We start from the raw sequence: 15,569 nt of genomic DNA on the forward strand, positions 1-15,569 counted from the left end.
GTTCGAATCCTGCCGGGGGCACCCCTTATGAGGTGCCCAAAGACCCCGTCACCAGCGGAAACGCTGAGGCCGGGGTCTTCGCGTATATGCAGCCAGATGCCGCCCGAAGCGGCTCTATGTCGAGGTCTGTGGACGAGGCGTGGACGGGATCTTGAGACATTCCCGCAGGTGACGCTGCACATCGAAGCCGAGCAGCTGCGCCCCTCGTTATCGTCGTCCCGGTATTGGATGGCGCCGAGGATGGGAAGCCTGAGCGTTGCTTGGTGCGGCCGCGCCGCCTTCGATCGCCGCGGGGCGGCGGACAGCCAATCGGACGAGGTGGGGGATCTCGTGGACGTGACCACGCTTGCAGTTGCGCTCATCGGCGTCGGCGGAACGCTGGGCGGAACTCTGGGTGGGGCGCTGCTCAGCCAGCGCGTTACCCGGGAGCAGAACCAGCGCGCGGATCGTGAACGAGCAGAGGACCGTCACGACCGAGCGCAGGAAGCCAGACGGGATCTCTACGCCCGCCTGAACACCACGGCTCGCGCTTACCGGGTCGCTGCCCGAGACTCCGTCCGAGCAGCCGAGCGTGGTGAAACCGTCGAGCCAGCAGTCCTTGACACTGCCAGGGACGCTTGGTTGGAGCAATACTCTTCGGCGCAGATGGCGCTGCCGAAGTATGTCCACGAGATTGTTTCGATCCTCAATGGGGCGCTCGGAGTCGGGTACTCCGTGGTCAAGCAGTTGCCGAACAGTCCTGACCCAGACGAGTCGTACAACCGTGCCAAAGCTTGGTTCAGCGGTCCAATGTCCGACGGGGTGTATCTGCTGCGGGTCACTCTGCGCCATGACCTCGGCGTCGAGGTCGAGCCCGACTTCGAACGCACCTGCACGCGGATACTCGCTGCGCTCGATAGCGAGCGGAGGAGCCTTGAACGCCTGCTCGCCTCCGAACAGGCCCGGGCGACCCGGCCTGCTTGACGGGCCAGAGAAACAACGAGGCCCCTGGGCATCACGCCACAGACCTCAAACACGAGCAGAGGTCATGTCGCCGTCGGCGGGACCTGGCTCCAGGCCTGGCGATGGCGTGCAACGCCGTACACCTGCTCGGCCGTCAGCACTCCTGAGAGCGGCGCCAGCGCCGATACCTCTCGTTCCTGGTAGACGCGCACGCTGAGCTGCGTGGCGACCACCTTCAAATCGGTCACGCCGACGAAGACGAGCACCGGCTCCACCGGTACAGGAAAGCCGCAATAACGCTCAAGCACTCGAGCTACTCGCTTGGCCTCCGCCCGGCTCTTGCGCGCGTAGGGCGCCGGCTTTCCGTGATCGACCTTCACGGAGTCATCGCCGACCCATACAGCCCTATTGTTGTGGTACTTCGTATTGACGCTGAACACACCACCAGGCCCGATCAGCAGGTGATCGACATCCACCTCTTCGCCCAGGGGAATGGAGTGCAGAACGCGCCAGCCGTGCCGCGCCAAGCGGTTCAGCTCAGCTCCCACCCTCTGCTCCCCCGTCAGGCCTTTCCGCCAGGATTCCCACTCAGCAGGTCGTCGTAGGAGCTGCGAGACAACTCGCTTGATCAGGCCTGGCCCTGATTTGTCACGTAAAGACTCACCAGGACGATTGACGGACAGGTCGTCGGCCGCGGTCAGTGGCGGCAGCAGCGGGGGCGCCTCCGCCCCGGGTGTCCTGGGCGACTTCTGTGGCGGGACCGGTTGAGGATCGTTCCGTAAGAAGTCATCTCATTTGGTGAGTCGGCGGTAGCAGATGAGGGTGCAGGCGATGGCGGCGAAGGCGAGGAAGTGTTCGGCTTTGCGCTCGTAGCGGCGGTGGAGTCTGCGGCAGCCGGCGAGCCAGGCGACGGACCGTTCTACGACCCAGCGGTGGCGGCCCAGGTGGGTGGAGGACTCGATGCCGCGCCGGGCCAGGCGATGGGTGATGCCCCGGCTGCGGAGCCATTGCCGCAGGTGGCGGTAGTCGTACCCCTTGTCGCCGTGCAGCTTGCCGGGCCTGCGGCGGCGCGGACCGCGTCGCGAGCGGATCGGCGGGATGCCCCGCACGAGCGGCTGAAGGCCCTGACTGTCGTGCATGTTCGCACCCGAGATGCCGACCGGCAGGGGCAGCCCGGTCCGTTCGGTGATCAAGTGGATCTTCGACCCGTACTTGCCGCGATCCACAGGATTCGGACCTGTCAGATCCCCCTTTTCGTGGCCCGCATGTTCACCGAGTCGATCACACAGCGGGACCAGTCCAGTTCCCCGCGGGAACCGAGTTCGTCCAGGACCAGGCGATGGAGTTTCGCCCACACCCGGGCCTTGGACCACTCGGCGAAACGCCGGTGGGCTGTCGCTCCCGAAGGTCCGAACGAGGCGGAGGGCAGCTGCTGCCACGTACAGCCCGACGTGGCCACGAACACGATCGCGGCCAGCACCTCCCGATCACCGTGCCGACGCCGACCGCCTCCCTGAGGCCGACTCGGCGCCTCCGGCACCACCCGCTGGAACAACTCCCACAACTCATCCGGCACCAGCCGCTCAACGATCCCCACACCGGAAGCCTACCGAACACTCCAAATGAGATGACTTCTAAAGCGGGTGTCGCAGGAGACCAGATTGTTGCTGAGGTCAGCTCTGAGTCAGTCGCGCGGCACGAGCCAAGGTCTCTACGAAGTGGAGATCTCGTGCGGCGGAGAACGTGGTCAGCATCAGGCGGTACGTCACCACGTCTGAGGTTTTCAGAGTCAGTTCTTTACCGTCCAGTTCTGCACTGACGAGCTGGGCCAACGGGATACGCACGTCGTCAAGGGCACGCCGGTGGACGACGACGCCACGTAGGTCTGCCGCAACCCAGCCGTCAATCGTCTTTCGGCGCGGTGCGATGAGCGGACCAAGGGGAGCGCTCACCGTAGGAGCCGATGGGACTTCTGGAACAGGGCAGGCCGGCTTGGGCTTTGTAGGGCTAGAGCCCGAGCGAGAGCTAGAGGTAGAGGTGGAGTAGGACACTCCAGGGGCAAGGCGCACTGTCGTGGTCCGACGCCCGCGACTGTTCATGGTGACCCGCCCGGCCTTGCCTCCGATACTCAGGCTGCTCGACTTGCTGCCGAGTCGAACGCGCACGCCTGGCGCGATCTTGAACGACTTGTTGATGCGCAGTCCCATACATCCCCCAAGGCATTGGAGTAGCAGGCTAGCCCGCATACCACCAGCTTTGGGCTGATCTGCCAGAGATCGCTGGGGTCTGCTGCGTGGTCGGGTGGGGCACCCACCGTCGTGGCTGACTGTCGTCGGCTGAGGTTCAGACGGCGCGCATCGAGGATGCCGGCCGTCAGTCGCGCGCGGCAAAGCTGGGCCGTCTCTGGGCCGTCCGATGTTGCTCAACAGTGGCCAAGGACGACCAACGACGACGACCAGGAGCCCGAGCCCACCGTCCCTGAGCTGGGAAGCAGCAGGTCGCCAAGATCCCCGACAAGACCCAGGGCAAGAAGAAGTAGAGAATGTGATCACGCCCCCGACCTGCGTTAACGGCGCAGATCGGGGGCATTTTCATGCTGTGGAACATCTCTGGAACCTCAGCCCTCGTGATCTTGCGGCCGGAGAGCCTTCCGGGCCCGGTCCCGGCTGCTCGGCATGAGGTGCGCGTACACCTTCAACGTCAGGCCCGGGTCGGAGTGCCCGAGGTACTCCGCGAGGGCCTTGATGCTCTCCCCGGCATCCAGAAGCACGGACGCGTAGAAGTGCCGGAGCGCGTGCATGCCGTGCTCCCGAGCGGCGGCGTGCTCGCGGCTCTTGGCCCTGGGGATGACGCCGGCCTTGGCGAGCGCGGGCTTCCAGTGGTCTTCGTTCAGCGACGTACGCCAGACGTGCCCACCATTGGGGCCCGTGAAGATGAGGCGCCGGGTCACCGGCTGGCCGTTCGCTCGCATCCACGGGAGCTTGATTTCCACAGGCGGGAACCGCTTGATGTGCTCCTGTAGCGCCTCTGCCACAGGGTCGGGCAGAGAGGGACGTCACGGAGCTTGCCGCCCTTCGGGGGCGCGAACACGGCCTTGCTCAGGCTTAGCTTGAGCTGCTGCACCACGTGCACCGAGCGGGAGGAGTGCAAGGCGACCGCCGTGGCCACCAACTCCCCGTTCGCCGAGTGGGACAAGACCTTCGGAGACCCCCGGCTCTGCGCGGCCATCGCCGACCGGATCACCTTCCGCTGCACGCTCATCCAGACCGGCACCGACTCCTACCGCTACCAGGCCACCCAGGACGAACGCCAGAGCAAGAAACGGTGATGTCCGTGGCATGCACCTCCGCACCCGGTGCAGGCGGTTGCGCTCATCCCAACGGGGCGCTCAGCTCCATGGAACGCAAAGCCGCCGCAAGGGCCGGTTCATCGCCGACATCGAGGGCTGTATCTGTCAGCTTGATGACGTGTTCATCGCCGTGCGCCAAGGCCCGTTCAAAAACCTCTTCGGGAGTGAAGGTGCCGGGCGGGGCGTATGCAACCGAGGTGACCGGTGCGTACATCGCGGTCACTGCCGCGGAGGCCGTCCAGGCTGCCCGCAGGCTCGATAGCCACAGGGCGTGGGGGAGCGCGGGCAGGGTGCGCAGGACAGCGTTGGGAGCCGTGGCCGCGTGGACCAGCATCGTTTCCTCGCCGTGGCCGTGGGTGGCATATCGGTGTGTTGCCGCCCGCACCAGTTCGGCGAGGTGGCCGTATGCGTCGCTCGGTTCCGTTACCGAGGCCGCCCACACCGGCAGGGCCGTGACGCGGTCCAGCCGGGCGGAGAAGCCACCGTCCTGTATGGCGATGGGCGATATCGTGTCGAGGGCGGCAGCTGCGCTGTCGGCGCCGGGCAGCGGGGCAAGAACCGCGACGGGGCGGTGGCGCGCGGCCCAGTAGCCGAGACCGTGAGCAAGTTCAGCCAGACGAGGTTCGGTCACCTCGCCGGACAGCAATGTGCGCACGGCGTGGCCCACCCGAATCACCGGATGTGTCGAGCCGCCGTACATGCCGGGCAGAAGACGGGGCCACCACTGAGTGAGCACCTCGCGCCACGGACGCTCAGCGATCTCGCGCTCGAAGTAGCCAATCCAGTCGGCCGCGCGACGCGGATCGCCAAGCGCGGAAAACCAACTGCCGTCCGTGACTGGCTCGACACGGGACGGGAACTCCTCAAGCTTGCGTGCGTACAGGTCGAGCCAGCGGTGCACCGAATGTGCCTGTCCGCGAGTAGCGAGGGCCTCGACGGCCATCGGCGCGTGATTGGTGAGCCGTCCAAGCCGCTCGGGCCCCGAGTTGTGCAGTCGTTCAAGCGCCTCATCCAGAGTCCCTGTCGTATCCATGACATGGATAGTAGGCAGGACGCCACGGTGGCGTAACGGGCTGGAGACGTAAGCCCGACCTAGGACCTCCGACCCACCACTCGCCACCGCAGAACGAGGCCGGGCCCTCCCCGACCGCGCCCGTCAGGGACACGGACCGGCAGGGCCCGGGGCCCACAAGCTACCGGCCCAAGGCCACATCCCCGCCGCAGACACTCCCGCATGCAAACCGGGCTGACCGAAGTCACCCGATAGGGGCCAGGGCTTCGGCGTAGTCGGCGGGCACCCGTTTTGTGATCATGCGAGGCCGAGGAGTGCGAGTGGTCGGCGGGCGTCGCGTGCGTTGCGACGGAGGCTGGCGGCGATGTTCTTGACGCCGCTCAGCCGGAGGGCACCGATGGCGAGGTTGCGCCAGGTCGCCATCGCGCGGGGTGCGTTGCTGGTCCGCAGCTGGGAGGCGTCCTCGGCGAAGGTGGTGTCGCGGACGTGGTGCAGGGCCTCGATCTTCCAGTGGTCGCGGATCAGTCTCGCGAGTTGGACGGGGTTGGCCTGCTCGGCGGTCAGGCTGGTGACTGCATAGACGGTCGTGATGGTGGTCTTGTCGGTCTTGCGGTCGGTGCGGCGGCGCTTGATCTGGATGGCCTGGCGGGCGCCGGGGAAGAGCAAGTTGTTCACGGTGGCGACCTTGATCCGGCGGATCTCCGCGCGGCCGTGTCCGGTGCCCCGGGTGCGGCCCTGGAAGGGGATGTCCTTCCAGGGAAGGGACTTCAGCTGCTTGCGCAGCTTCTTCTGGTTGCCCTTGACGATCGCGATGTAATGGGCCCCGCAGCTCAGGAGGTAGGTGGCGTGCTCGCGTTGCGTATGGAGCGCGTCGCTGGTAACCACGGTTGCGGCCAGGTCGGCGACCGTGTCGAGCAGCGGCTGGAAGCGGGTGACCTCACCGGTCTTCTCGCCGACGTCGAGCTGGGCCAGGACCAGCCCGGTGGTGTGCTCCACCGCGGCAAGCAGATGGATCCTCCTCCCCTGGGCCTTCGCCGCACCGCGCAGGGACTTGCCGTCCACGGACAGTCCGCGAAGCCCGGTGTTCTCGGGCCGGCGGTCGGCGAGCCATCCGCCCACTGCCCTGTCCAGGGCGTCACCGTCGATGCGGGCGAGCAGTCGGCGGACCGTCGCCTCCGAGGGCACCAGCCTCCGGGGCAGTACCGGATCGGGGCGCACGCCGAGTCGCTCCAGCAGGTGCGGCGGCGCGTCCGCGATCCACTCGCCGACCGCTAGCAGCGAGGTCGCGCCGGTCAGCACCGCGCACGCGGTCAGCGTGAGCACGACGGCCAGGGTATGGCGCACGCCGCGCGGATCGTGCGGATCCGGCACCTGAGCCAGCCGCTCCAGCAGGCCGGGCACCTTCCCTGGCCCGACGTCGGACTGCTCGCGGAGCCGGTCAAGGGCAGGCGGAATCAGGGGTGATGCGTCGGCAGGCACGGTCTTCCAGGCAGGGCACGGGGCGTAGAGCACTCCATGATCACGTGAACCTTTCCTGCATTCGCCCCCGGTCACAACAACGACGCAGCCCCGCCCGCCACCCAGGTCTGCCAGACACGAAGGGTGTTCGGCAGGTCAGGGCGGTCCAGGAGCCAGAGCACATACCCGGCGTGGCACCGGGCCCACGGACTGTCCGAATCGGCTGCCCGATCGAGCCTGTCCCGTAGGTCAGCGCTGTCGACAGCCCGGGCTACCCGCACGTATTCGCGATCCTTGCAGCGATACGCCCGGTGGACGACGAGCTCGACCAGGTCGGTGAGTTTCGCCTTGATCGCCTCCTCCTGGGCAGCACGGGCCACCTCACGGATCAGGCTCTGCTTCGTACCCCACGCCTTCGCATGCTGCGTCCACTCCAGCGGGTACCTCGCCTCCCACTCCAGGAAGAGCAACGCATAGGGCAGCCCCGGCCACGTCGCCAGATCCCTGCCCACAGGGCTATTCCACACTCCGTCAGGCAGCGAATGCTTCTGGGCTTGCCATTTCCTCTGGAGTGCCTGTCGAAAGGCCGGCTCCCGGTACTGCTCGTCCACTCCCAGGGGCTGCGTCAGTCGCCACATCTCGTGGTACCGGGCGAGGGCGTCCGTGACCTTCCTCTGGGCCTCGGCCAGATGGACGAGCGCTGCACCTCTCGCAGCCGGGTCTTCCGCGATGAGCCCGAACGCCCAACCCAGTCGCTCAGCCCATGCACAAGCGTCGTCCGTATCTGTCCATACATAATCGTCGTCCGCATCTGTCCCTGCCTCTTCAGCCACGCACGGGATCATCTCCTAACGCAGTCGGCTCGCTCCACCCGACGGTGCAGGGGGAGACGTAAGCGCTCCGAGGCACAACGGGACGTGAGCAGGAACCGCCCGCTCTCCCTCTCTTCATCTCAAGTGATTACGAAACGGACGCCCGCCGACTACGCCGAAGCCCTGCGATAGGGGCGGCTCCCGTTTCCGCCGCCGATCATGATGCTGTGCCGTTGTCCATTCCCCTCACGGATGGCCCAACGTGGCTCCAGAATCCGCCGTTCCACTGGCTCTCATACATCCCGCCGAAAACACCTGGGTGTCTCCAGAGAGCGGGCCTGGCGGGGCCATTGGGTAATGAGGGACGGCACCCCACTACCCAGTAGGCACCCCAGTCACGGCGCTCCGAGGCCTCTACTGGGGCATTTCTACTGGGGACCCCACTACCCGCTACCCAGTAGGCGCCCGCGTGCGGGAGCTCCCACGGCGAGTGGGCGCCCGAAGGGCGGCCCTTTTGACTCGGCTTGAGCGGTCACTCCCCGAAGAGGCGGTCCAGGAGACGGGACCCGAGAATGCCGTTCGCCTTGGCGTCACTGTGGCAGGAAAGCGAACGGCGGTCTGGGGCCACGCTTGTGGGAAGCTCGTGCAGTTCGAATTCGCACGCTTCTGCTGGGAGGCAGCCCTGAAGACGTTTGAGGAACTGTCCAGGATACTTGCCTCGTCGGGGGTCACTCTGCTCGCTGTCGAGCGAACGGTGACCTCCTGTCCGCCCCAAGCGGCTCATGCAACGTCATGTGGACCGCAAGACGGGCGCGTCGACATCGTCGTCGCATACGACAGTCCCGATCCTCTCCAGGAGGTCGACGACGCCTGGTTTGGTCTGGCATCGCGATTCGGGCTGTTCGGGGAGAGCGGAGAGTTCCTCCTCATGGTCAATCTGCACGACGACGAACCATACGACAGTGACCTTTACTGGGCGCGAGTGCGACTCCAGGCGCAATGGACCGTTGCCGGCTCCAACAGGGAGACCATCAACGGGCCCGCGTTGGAAGGACTTGCCACGATGTCTCCGACGGGGGACGTCATCATCGTCGGAACGAAGAACCAGGAGGACCTGTCGGTTTTGGCGGTGCCGCGTCCTCACCGCGCTTCAGCGATCAGGAATTTTGCCCAGTTCATGCTCAGGAACGGCGAACTCACGACGGATGAGGCCGATAACGTCAAGAGATGGCTCGCACGGGACTGAGTGCCGATTCAAAAAGGGGCGACCTTGAGGTCCTCCAGGGGATCACGGTCCCGGGCCGTGCCACTCTCGTGCCAGAACGCACGGGGGCTCACGGGGTGTCGGGGGTTGCCAGGGCAATACCGCCGACCTGTTCCCAAGCCAGGGAATCCGCAGGTCACGCCTGGGATCGCCCAACCTCGCTCCTAAAGCGGTGGTCGTTGGAAGGGCAGCCCGCGGGCGGACGCCGGTGCCTATGAGAAACACAGGGGAACACACAGCATGATTCAGGCGGATCGCAGCAAGGAGACGATCGCCGAGAGCACCCAGAGCAGTGCTATGGCTCCCAGGAGCAGGGAGAGCCCACCGTAGACCCACATGTTCATGTTTTTGTCGTAGGCGATCAGGATGATCCGCTCGGGATCCTCTGGCCGATACAGAAGCTCTACCCCGTCACCCTCTGACAGTGGGCTGTGCACCGTGTGTGCTCCACTCTCACCCGTGACCTCTCGTCCATCAGCGAGCGCGTAGCGGACCTGAGGGTACAGCTGGGTGTCCCCATCATCGTCCGTCGATTCCCGAATGCCAACGACAATGCCAGTCGCCTGGATCCCCCGCCGACGAATTCTATGAACTCGCCAAGTATCGCGCCCCATTGCAACGGTGGCGCCGGTGAACACCACGCCGAGCAACGCCATCACTACGAACTCCCCCATACGAGAACCCTAGGTCTCCGTTTGCCGAGTCGTGTGGCACTCAAGTGACTTTGGGACAAAGAGGTTCACGACTCAGCCATGCCCGATCATGCGGGAAACCGTGGACCGATCCACTCAGCTCTGACAGTGGCGAAGCGCCACAAGAGCGATCTATCTCTCTTGGTAGGGCTCTGGTATCGAGAGGCTTCATCCGTCATCGTGTTGAGCACCCTCCGGGCCGTCCCTGGGCCGTCCGAGGGTGCTCAACGACGACCACCGCTGACAACCGTCGACGGCTAAGCCGCAGGTCGCAGCGTTGATCGGTTGCAGGGGTGCAGGTCGGAGACCCGGCCCCGCACTTCTTCGGCTACTGACCGTCTTGCAGTCCCTCAAGCACAACCAAAGAGCCATCCTGCTCGAACCGCAGCACGCGGGAAGGAGCGGTAGACGTTGCGCAGCTCGATCGGCCGCCCCGTTCGCGTGGTGAACACGTAGTCGCTGACCTCCCGGCGATGCTCCAGGGATCGAGCCTGCTGGGCTCGACCAGAAGCGCGTCGATGAGGGTGACGAGGCTCGCGGCGATCAGCTCCTCACGGCAGGCGGCCGAGAGAGCCGTACGGAGAACCTTGTGCGTCTCCTTCGCGGTAGCCGCGGTCGTCTGCTGTTCCGGCCGGGCAAGGAAGCGGCGGACGTCAGCCGCGCTCAGCGACTCCACGGCCCAGGCCTTGCCGAAGGCGAACTTGCGGGCCCGGGTGCCGGCCAACTGGAGCACGTAGACCGCGCACAGAAAGCGCTGTCAGACACGGACCGCACCTGCGACAACGCGGGGAATGATCAGGTTGTGAAATGGCTGGATCGCCTTGAAGTACAAGCGTCCGACTGGGCGGTGGAACCGAACGACCGTCGTGCACACGCCGTCCCACCCCTCACCGGAGGAAGACGGACGAACCGCGAAAGAGGTACGGAAGTCCAGGTGCTTGTCGTCGTCTCCGCACAAGACCTCGTCTTCGGTCACGGTCAGCAATCGGAAGGGCCCCATCTTGAGACCGGGCTCGATCCGGATGTCCTGCACCGGGACGCGCTTCTGCGACTGGAGTCCGAAGGGCGCCATCACCATGTCGCGCAGGGTGAGCAGTCTGTGCACCCACTCAGGAGTCCCGGTGAAGACCATACGAGTGAACTCGATTGCGCTGGTACCTGCGGGGAGATCCACGGCCACCGCATCCACATGGTCATAGCCGCCGAGACTTGCCACGGCGCTCTGGACAACAGGCTTCGTGTGTTTACGGACTTGCACATCAGCCATGATCTGGATCCCTCCCCCGTGATGGTCCTACCCCTATGCCTGTGATTCTTCACCGCCATCGGCGGCGGACCGCTCTCTACGCGCCATTCATCCGGCGGGCAGGCTCCAGGTGCCCGCGCCGGACCCTTGTGACGGCCAGTCGGGGGCGGGGTCCTCGGCGAGCAGTGGCCTGAGGGCGCCGAGAATCGCGCCGACGCAGACGTCGCGGAGCTGGGTGCGGGTACAGGTCGCCTGGGTGAGCCAGTCGACGCAGAGGACCTGGACGAAGACCAGCCAGCTTTTGAGGACGCCGGACACGGCCTCGCGGGAGCTATCGTCCGCGAGTGGGAGTACGGCCAGCAGCCGCGCACGGAGCGCGTCCAGCTCGTTCGTCATGATCGTCTGGATCACCGGGTCGCCCGCGAGGACCCGGTTCGCGGCGAGGACGGCGTTGCGGTTCGCCACGAAGTAGTCGAGATGGACGTCCATGCCCTGGATGAGCTGCTCGACCAGGGAGTCGGCGGGGTCGAGCCGCGTCTCGGCAAGCAACTGGTCCGCGGCTTGCCGGTAGACCGCCGCGAAGAGGGCGTGCTTGCTGGGGAAGTGACGGTAGAGCAGAGCCCGCGAGACACCGGCCTCTTCGGCGACCTCCTCCATCAACACGTCGGCATACGGGCGTGCGGCGAAGAGCCCTGCGCCCACGGCGAGGAGCTGGGCGCGGCGGTCGGCGGGAGTGAGTCGCTTACGGGGAGGCACGCACGAAGTTTAGTTGACATGGGTCTACTGGCACATCCACTGTAGTAGACACATGTCAATCAAGCTCCGCCAAGACGACTTGGAGGGATCATGGCCAGGGCTCTGCGCGTACTCACGCAGTTGATGGGCTGGACCTGCGTGACAATCGGCCTGCTCCACGTGGCACTCGGCAACGCGGCGATCCCCGGCGCCGATTCCGCCGGCGCGACGATCGACAGCTGGGGCCGGTTCATGGGGGCCGGTTTCGTCGGCTACGGGCTGGCCTGGCTCTGGGCCGCGCGACAGCGCCCGATCCCAGCTCGGACGGTGCGCTGGCTGGCCGGCGTCTTCCTGCTGGGCGGCGTGAGCCGACTGCTCTCGCTCGCCCTGCACGGCTGGCCACACTGGTTCCAGATTGCGCTGGCGGTCATCGAGCTCAGCCTGCCGCCGGTCTTCTTCTGGCTGGCCGCCGCAGAGGAGCGAACCCCGCACGGCGACATCGCGCCCATTCCCGCCGGGCGATGAACGCGCATGAGCTCGTCCAGATCGAACGCTCGGGCAGGGACGTTGAGGCTACCGGTGAGGAATTACGTGATCGTCGGCAACTCGGCACATGAGCTTCCCAAGCTGATGTCCTGCTGCCCAGAGTCTGATGCGAGTCCCTCATTCCATCCTCCGAGTGCGATGGGTCTGCCGTTCGTCCGGGCTGCGGCGCTGGGGCGCCGGTCCCGGCCGAGCGGCAGACCGCAGTCAACGGGACCCGCGGATAGCGAAAGGCCCCGTACATCGTCCTGCTGGGGAGCAGCGACGCACGGGGCCAGTCCGGCGGATCGCATGAGCATGCTCGGACCACGACCTGCCGGGGCTTCTCGGGGTGCAGCAGTCAGGCAGCCATCGAGTTGTGACGGGTGCTTCCTGCCTTTTGTGCCAGCGTCTCGGCCTGCGTCGGCGTATCTGCCGCAAGGCCCGCAACGATCAGTTCCGCCCAGCGCAACCGCTCCCAACCCGGGCCGGGGTGCTCGTCCCGGCTCTGGGCGTCGTTGACCGAATCCCCGCGGTTCCCCCGCGCTCGTACATACCGCCGAGCACCCGGGCGGCGTCGGGCAGCCCGGGTGCTTCGTAGCCAGTGAGGCCGTCGTCCTGGGAGAGCCGGGCGAGCCAATCGGTCTCAGATGCGGGCGCCAGGGGCCACAGGGCGAACAGTCATCGGGCATCCGACCAGGCTACGAGCCCAGAGCGCGACCAGCGAAGCGACCCAGTGGACCTTCCCGGTCACAGCATTGGCCCAAGGGTGCGGCCCTGGCTGCCTCGGCAATCCAGGGCCGCTGCGTGTCCGTGCTCAGAACCGGGTCAGTACCCCGTCCACGTACCCGAGGGCTACGACATCCGTGTGTGGGTCCAGGCCATCAGGGTCGTCGTGCCGGTAGTGGTACCGGCCCCGCTCGTCGACGAACAGGCCCAAGGGCTCGGCTCCGCATTGACGGCACTTCCAGAACTGGAACTCAGCCATCTCAGCCGAGGGGTTCACATCGCTCGGACGTATGACCTGCTTTGACACAGACTTCCTCCCACCTCTGCGGTGCTGAGATCTTGCCACTTGCCGGAAACGGCGAGGAGAGAAGCGCCCTTGGATCGGGCGCTTCTCTCCTGCTTGCCGTGTGGACTGCGGGGCGTGAGTCACGCGTCCCTGTCACCCCATAGGGGGTGTCTGGACGGAGGAGTCGACCCGGCAACCAGTTGGGCACTGCCTCCAAGCCCGGTCCACTAGGGCCGGGTCAAGTCGACCCGTGCCGTGAACTCCTGCGACGGCCGGCCCGTGACGGAGGCCAGGTCAGGCGTGCGCCTGTCACCCGGGCGATGAACCGCAGGTGAGCGCCCGTGTTGCCGACGTACCAGAGCGGTCGCTCCGCCGCGGTCCAGACGTAGGCCGGCACACCCGCGTCCAGGAAGGCCACCAGCCGGGGTTCTTCGAGTGCGGCGGCCGAGAACGCGTACAGCGCCGACAGCCGGGGGGCGATGACGCCGTAGTCGAGCATCCGGGCGACGGCGTGCTCGTCGAGGATCGTGTCCACGGTGGGCAGGGTGACGGGGTACACCGCCGGGAAGGACCGGCCGAGGTCGAGAAACCACTTCACGGTCCGGTAGCGAGGATCCACCAGCCGCGGCCCGAGCGGCCCCAGCCATCCGAGCGCGAGGCGCGGCCGTAGCAGCATGGCGTGAGTGAACAGCACGCGCAGCAGGGCGACGTTCATCATGAACCGCTCCACCTGCGACTCCGGCACGGCCAGGTCTTCATGGCGCAGATATCCGGCGACGATGCTGGCGTTGTGGGCGCGGTACCAGGCGGCGGGCGACGGGTCCCGCACGCAGTCCACCCAGTACTCGACGCTCCTGGCGCTCGCCTGCCCCGGGGCACCGGCACACAGGAGGCCCGCCTCCACCTTGTCCCTGAGGAGCCCCTCGTTCACGGAACGCCACCAGGCGCTGCCCGGACAGGCGGCGGACCGCGGCGCGAGCACCCCGCGCGCCGCGGACCAGCGCAGAAAGCTCAGCTCGGCGTGACCGTACCGGCGCAGGGGCTCGGAGGAGTGCGTGTAGAACTCCTGCGCCAGCGTCAGACGTCCGGGCACGTCGTCCCGGACCAGCGCGACCCGCCGCTCCGCACGCGAGGCTGCATCGGACATGACGATCCCATCGGGCCGGAGTCTCCCCCACAGGATCGGCCATAACCGCGGATCCCGCTCCCCGTACGACGACCGAGCCGCCCCGCTCGCCCGGTCAGTAGCCCCACGGGCTGAGTTCGACTATGGCGGCGAACAGGTGCCCCCAGACGTCCTGGGCGGGCGCTTCCCCGTTCACCGAGAGCGGTTCGAGAGCGGCGGCCTCGCGAAGGAAGTCCCGCGTGCCGCACTCGCCCGGGTAGGGGTTCCAGCAGGCACCCATGAAGCGGTACACGGCCTCCAGCAGTCGTACGAAGGTCTCGGTGTCCCGGGCGAGAGGGAACGGGCCCTGGCCGTTGCGCACCATCGACACCGCGCCCGTCTCGGAGTGGACGAGCACCCGGCCGGTGTCGGCGTACGCCAGCTCGAAGGTGCCCAGGTGCAGCAGGCCGTTCTCGTCGGGCTCCAGCCCGCGCGCCTTCCCGTCCTTCCAGGCCAGGGTGAACGTGGCGACTCCCGCGGCGAACCACGTCGGCAGCCCCGCCGTGGCGGCCAACTCCCGTGTGGGCGCGTGCTTCAGCGCGGCGGGCAGTTGGTCCCGCGTCAGCAGCGCCAACCCGTCCGGACCGAACGCCTCCTCCAAGCGGGCGGCATCCAGCGGGGCTTCGGCTGCCGTCGGCTCCGCGAACCAGGGATCACCCTGGCCCCGGGAAACCGCCTCGGAACCCGTCGGCCCGTCGGCCGCCGCGCCATTGCGCTCCAGGACCACCACGCCGCGCGGGTCGAAGAACATGACGCGGTCGTCTCCGAGGGGTGCGGGCTCCTCCCAGGCGTCGGGCTGGTAGAGGCCGTGGTCGTCGTCCGGGTCGAAGAGGACGGGTCCCTCGACGGGGGCGTCGTAGGGCCGTTCGCCGAACTCGCCGTCGGCGGGGGCGGGGACCCGCCGGCCGGTGGCCGGATCGAGCCAGTGCTCCCGGGTCCACAGCGACCACACCTTCAGCAGGAGACGGCCGTCCGACGCCTCGTGCACCTCCACATCGGCGTCCCCGCTCAAGTTCGGCTTGGCCCGGTAGGCACCGACCGGGCGCCACCAGGCCCAGACGGTTCGCCACGGCATGTCCGGCTCGGCCTCGGCGACCAGGTCGGCGTAGGCGTCGTGGCCCAGTATCTTCGCGCCGAAGTGCAGCCACGAGGCGAACTCGGCCCGCGGCACCTCGGCTCGGTCGAGGATCGCGACGGCCTGGGCGTAGGCTTCGCGGCCCGCTCCCCCGCCCGTGGCGGGCAGGTCCCGAAGGGCCTCGGGCTCGGCGGCGAGCAGGGCCGCAGGGTCGGCGAACAGTATGTCAAGATCCTCGCGAGTCATGGGGACATGCTGCCAGCCGCCACTGACGGCACCGCC

At 67.0% G+C, this 15,569-nt stretch carries 16 protein-coding genes and 3 pseudogenes; 4 read left to right on the top strand and 15 right to left on the bottom strand.

The features are described 5' to 3' along the window. The first annotated feature begins 168 nt into the window (after positions 1 to 168). Positions 169 to 963 (top strand): hypothetical protein, encoded by a 795-nt coding sequence (locus OG780_RS02060; RefSeq protein ID WP_328444023.1) that lies wholly within the window; start codon positions 169 to 171, stop codon positions 961 to 963. A 62-nt stretch (positions 964 to 1,025) separates the two neighbouring features. On the opposite strand, the gene OG780_RS02065 is transcribed toward OG780_RS02060, so the two are convergent. The 5 genes and pseudogenes from OG780_RS02065 to OG780_RS02085 all read right to left on the bottom strand — a co-directional run. After that, the gene (locus OG780_RS02065; RefSeq protein ID WP_328457834.1) at positions 1,026 to 1,655 is read right to left on the bottom strand and encodes a nuclease-related domain-containing protein; all 630 of its coding nucleotides are present in this window, start codon (positions 1,653 to 1,655) and stop codon (positions 1,026 to 1,028) included. Between the two features lie 78 nt (positions 1,656 to 1,733). Beyond that, positions 1,734 to 2,533 (bottom strand): IS5 family transposase gene (locus OG780_RS02070; RefSeq protein WP_328457835.1). Its coding sequence is split into 2 segments (ribosomal slippage): positions 1,734 to 2,195 and positions 2,198 to 2,533, totalling 798 coding nucleotides; the frame shifts between segments, so codons are not numbered across the junction. 82 nt (positions 2,534 to 2,615) lie between these two features. Beyond that, positions 2,616 to 2,894: a hypothetical protein gene (locus OG780_RS02075; RefSeq protein ID WP_328458772.1), complete on the bottom strand. Its 279-nt coding sequence runs from the start codon at positions 2,892 to 2,894 to the stop codon at positions 2,616 to 2,618. Between the two features lie 102 nt (positions 2,895 to 2,996). Continuing rightward, positions 2,997 to 3,188: pseudogene (locus OG780_RS02080) on the bottom strand (DUF4236 domain-containing protein); the annotation flags it as partial. 371 nt (positions 3,189 to 3,559) lie between these two features. Then, positions 3,560 to 4,083 (bottom strand): annotated as a pseudogene (locus OG780_RS02085) (tyrosine-type recombinase/integrase); the annotation flags it as partial. On the opposite strand from OG780_RS02085, the pseudogene OG780_RS02090 reads away from it, so the two are divergent. Beyond that, a pseudogene (locus tag OG780_RS02090) lies at positions 4,073 to 4,270 on the top strand (ATP-binding protein); the annotation flags it as partial. The pseudogenes OG780_RS02085 and OG780_RS02090 overlap by 11 nt on opposite strands. A gap of 43 nt (positions 4,271 to 4,313) precedes the next feature. Here OG780_RS02090 and OG780_RS02095 read toward each other — a convergent pair. The 3 genes from OG780_RS02095 to OG780_RS02110 all read right to left on the bottom strand — a co-directional run bounded on the left by OG780_RS02095 (position 4,314) and on the right by OG780_RS02110 (position 7,594). Next, positions 4,314 to 5,324 carry a questin oxidase family protein gene (locus OG780_RS02095; protein WP_328444027.1) on the bottom strand — a complete coding sequence of 337 codons (1,011 nt, stop codon included), beginning with the start codon at positions 5,322 to 5,324 and terminating at the stop codon, positions 4,314 to 4,316. A 276-nt stretch (positions 5,325 to 5,600) separates the two neighbouring features. After that, positions 5,601 to 6,857 carry an ISAs1 family transposase gene (locus OG780_RS02100; protein ID WP_443062091.1) on the bottom strand — a complete coding sequence of 419 codons (1,257 nt, stop codon included), beginning with the start codon at positions 6,855 to 6,857 and terminating at the stop codon, positions 5,601 to 5,603. Then, the gene (locus OG780_RS02110; protein WP_328444029.1) at positions 6,854 to 7,594 is read right to left on the bottom strand and encodes a hypothetical protein; all 741 of its coding nucleotides are present in this window, start codon (positions 7,592 to 7,594) and stop codon (positions 6,854 to 6,856) included. The genes OG780_RS02100 and OG780_RS02110 overlap by 4 nt, the downstream gene beginning before the upstream one ends. A gap of 622 nt (positions 7,595 to 8,216) precedes the next feature. On the opposite strand from OG780_RS02110, the gene OG780_RS02115 reads away from it, so the two are divergent. Beyond that, positions 8,217 to 8,819 carry a hypothetical protein gene (locus tag OG780_RS02115; RefSeq protein ID WP_328444031.1) on the top strand — a complete coding sequence of 201 codons (603 nt, stop codon included), beginning with the start codon at positions 8,217 to 8,219 and terminating at the stop codon, positions 8,817 to 8,819. A 263-nt stretch (positions 8,820 to 9,082) separates the two neighbouring features. Here OG780_RS02115 and OG780_RS02120 read toward each other — a convergent pair whose 3' ends face one another. From OG780_RS02120 to OG780_RS02135, 4 genes are all read right to left on the bottom strand, one after another. Next, on the bottom strand, positions 9,083 to 9,511 hold the full coding sequence (locus OG780_RS02120) for a DUF3592 domain-containing protein (protein WP_328444033.1): 429 nt from the start codon (positions 9,509 to 9,511) through the stop codon (positions 9,083 to 9,085). Between the two features lie 346 nt (positions 9,512 to 9,857). Then, positions 9,858 to 10,262, bottom strand: coding sequence for a hypothetical protein (locus OG780_RS02125; protein WP_328444035.1), 405 nt, complete (start codon positions 10,260 to 10,262; stop codon positions 9,858 to 9,860). A gap of 24 nt (positions 10,263 to 10,286) precedes the next feature. After that, complete coding sequence (locus tag OG780_RS02130; protein WP_328444037.1) at positions 10,287 to 10,796, bottom strand: DUF2867 domain-containing protein; 510 nt, start codon at positions 10,794 to 10,796, stop codon at positions 10,287 to 10,289. Positions 10,797 to 10,883: 87 nt separating this feature from the next. Next, positions 10,884 to 11,531 carry a TetR/AcrR family transcriptional regulator gene (locus tag OG780_RS02135; RefSeq protein ID WP_328444040.1) on the bottom strand — a complete coding sequence of 216 codons (648 nt, stop codon included), beginning with the start codon at positions 11,529 to 11,531 and terminating at the stop codon, positions 10,884 to 10,886. Between the two features lie 90 nt (positions 11,532 to 11,621). Here OG780_RS02135 and OG780_RS02140 point away from each other — a divergent pair, with 90 nt between their 5' ends. Then, complete coding sequence (locus OG780_RS02140; RefSeq protein WP_328444042.1) at positions 11,622 to 12,035, top strand: DUF4345 domain-containing protein; 414 nt, start codon at positions 11,622 to 11,624, stop codon at positions 12,033 to 12,035. 814 nt (positions 12,036 to 12,849) lie between these two features. On the opposite strand, the gene OG780_RS02145 is transcribed toward OG780_RS02140, so the two are convergent. The 3 genes from OG780_RS02145 to OG780_RS02155 form a co-directional block, all read right to left on the bottom strand. Continuing rightward, positions 12,850 to 13,020, bottom strand: a complete 171-nt coding sequence (locus OG780_RS02145; protein ID WP_328444044.1) for a hypothetical protein — start codon at positions 13,018 to 13,020, stop codon at positions 12,850 to 12,852. Positions 13,021 to 13,285: 265 nt separating this feature from the next. Continuing rightward, positions 13,286 to 14,194: a hypothetical protein gene (locus OG780_RS02150; RefSeq protein ID WP_328444046.1), complete on the bottom strand. Its 909-nt coding sequence runs from the start codon at positions 14,192 to 14,194 to the stop codon at positions 13,286 to 13,288. A gap of 94 nt (positions 14,195 to 14,288) precedes the next feature. Continuing rightward, positions 14,289 to 15,533 (bottom strand): SUKH-4 family immunity protein, encoded by a 1,245-nt coding sequence (locus OG780_RS02155; RefSeq protein WP_328444048.1) that lies wholly within the window; start codon positions 15,531 to 15,533, stop codon positions 14,289 to 14,291. Between the last annotated feature and the right edge of the window lie 36 nt (positions 15,534 to 15,569).

Origin of the sequence: Streptomyces sp. NBC_00386 (assembly GCF_036063235.1) — a bacterium.
Taxonomy (GTDB): domain Bacteria; phylum Actinomycetota; class Actinomycetes; order Streptomycetales; family Streptomycetaceae; genus Streptomyces.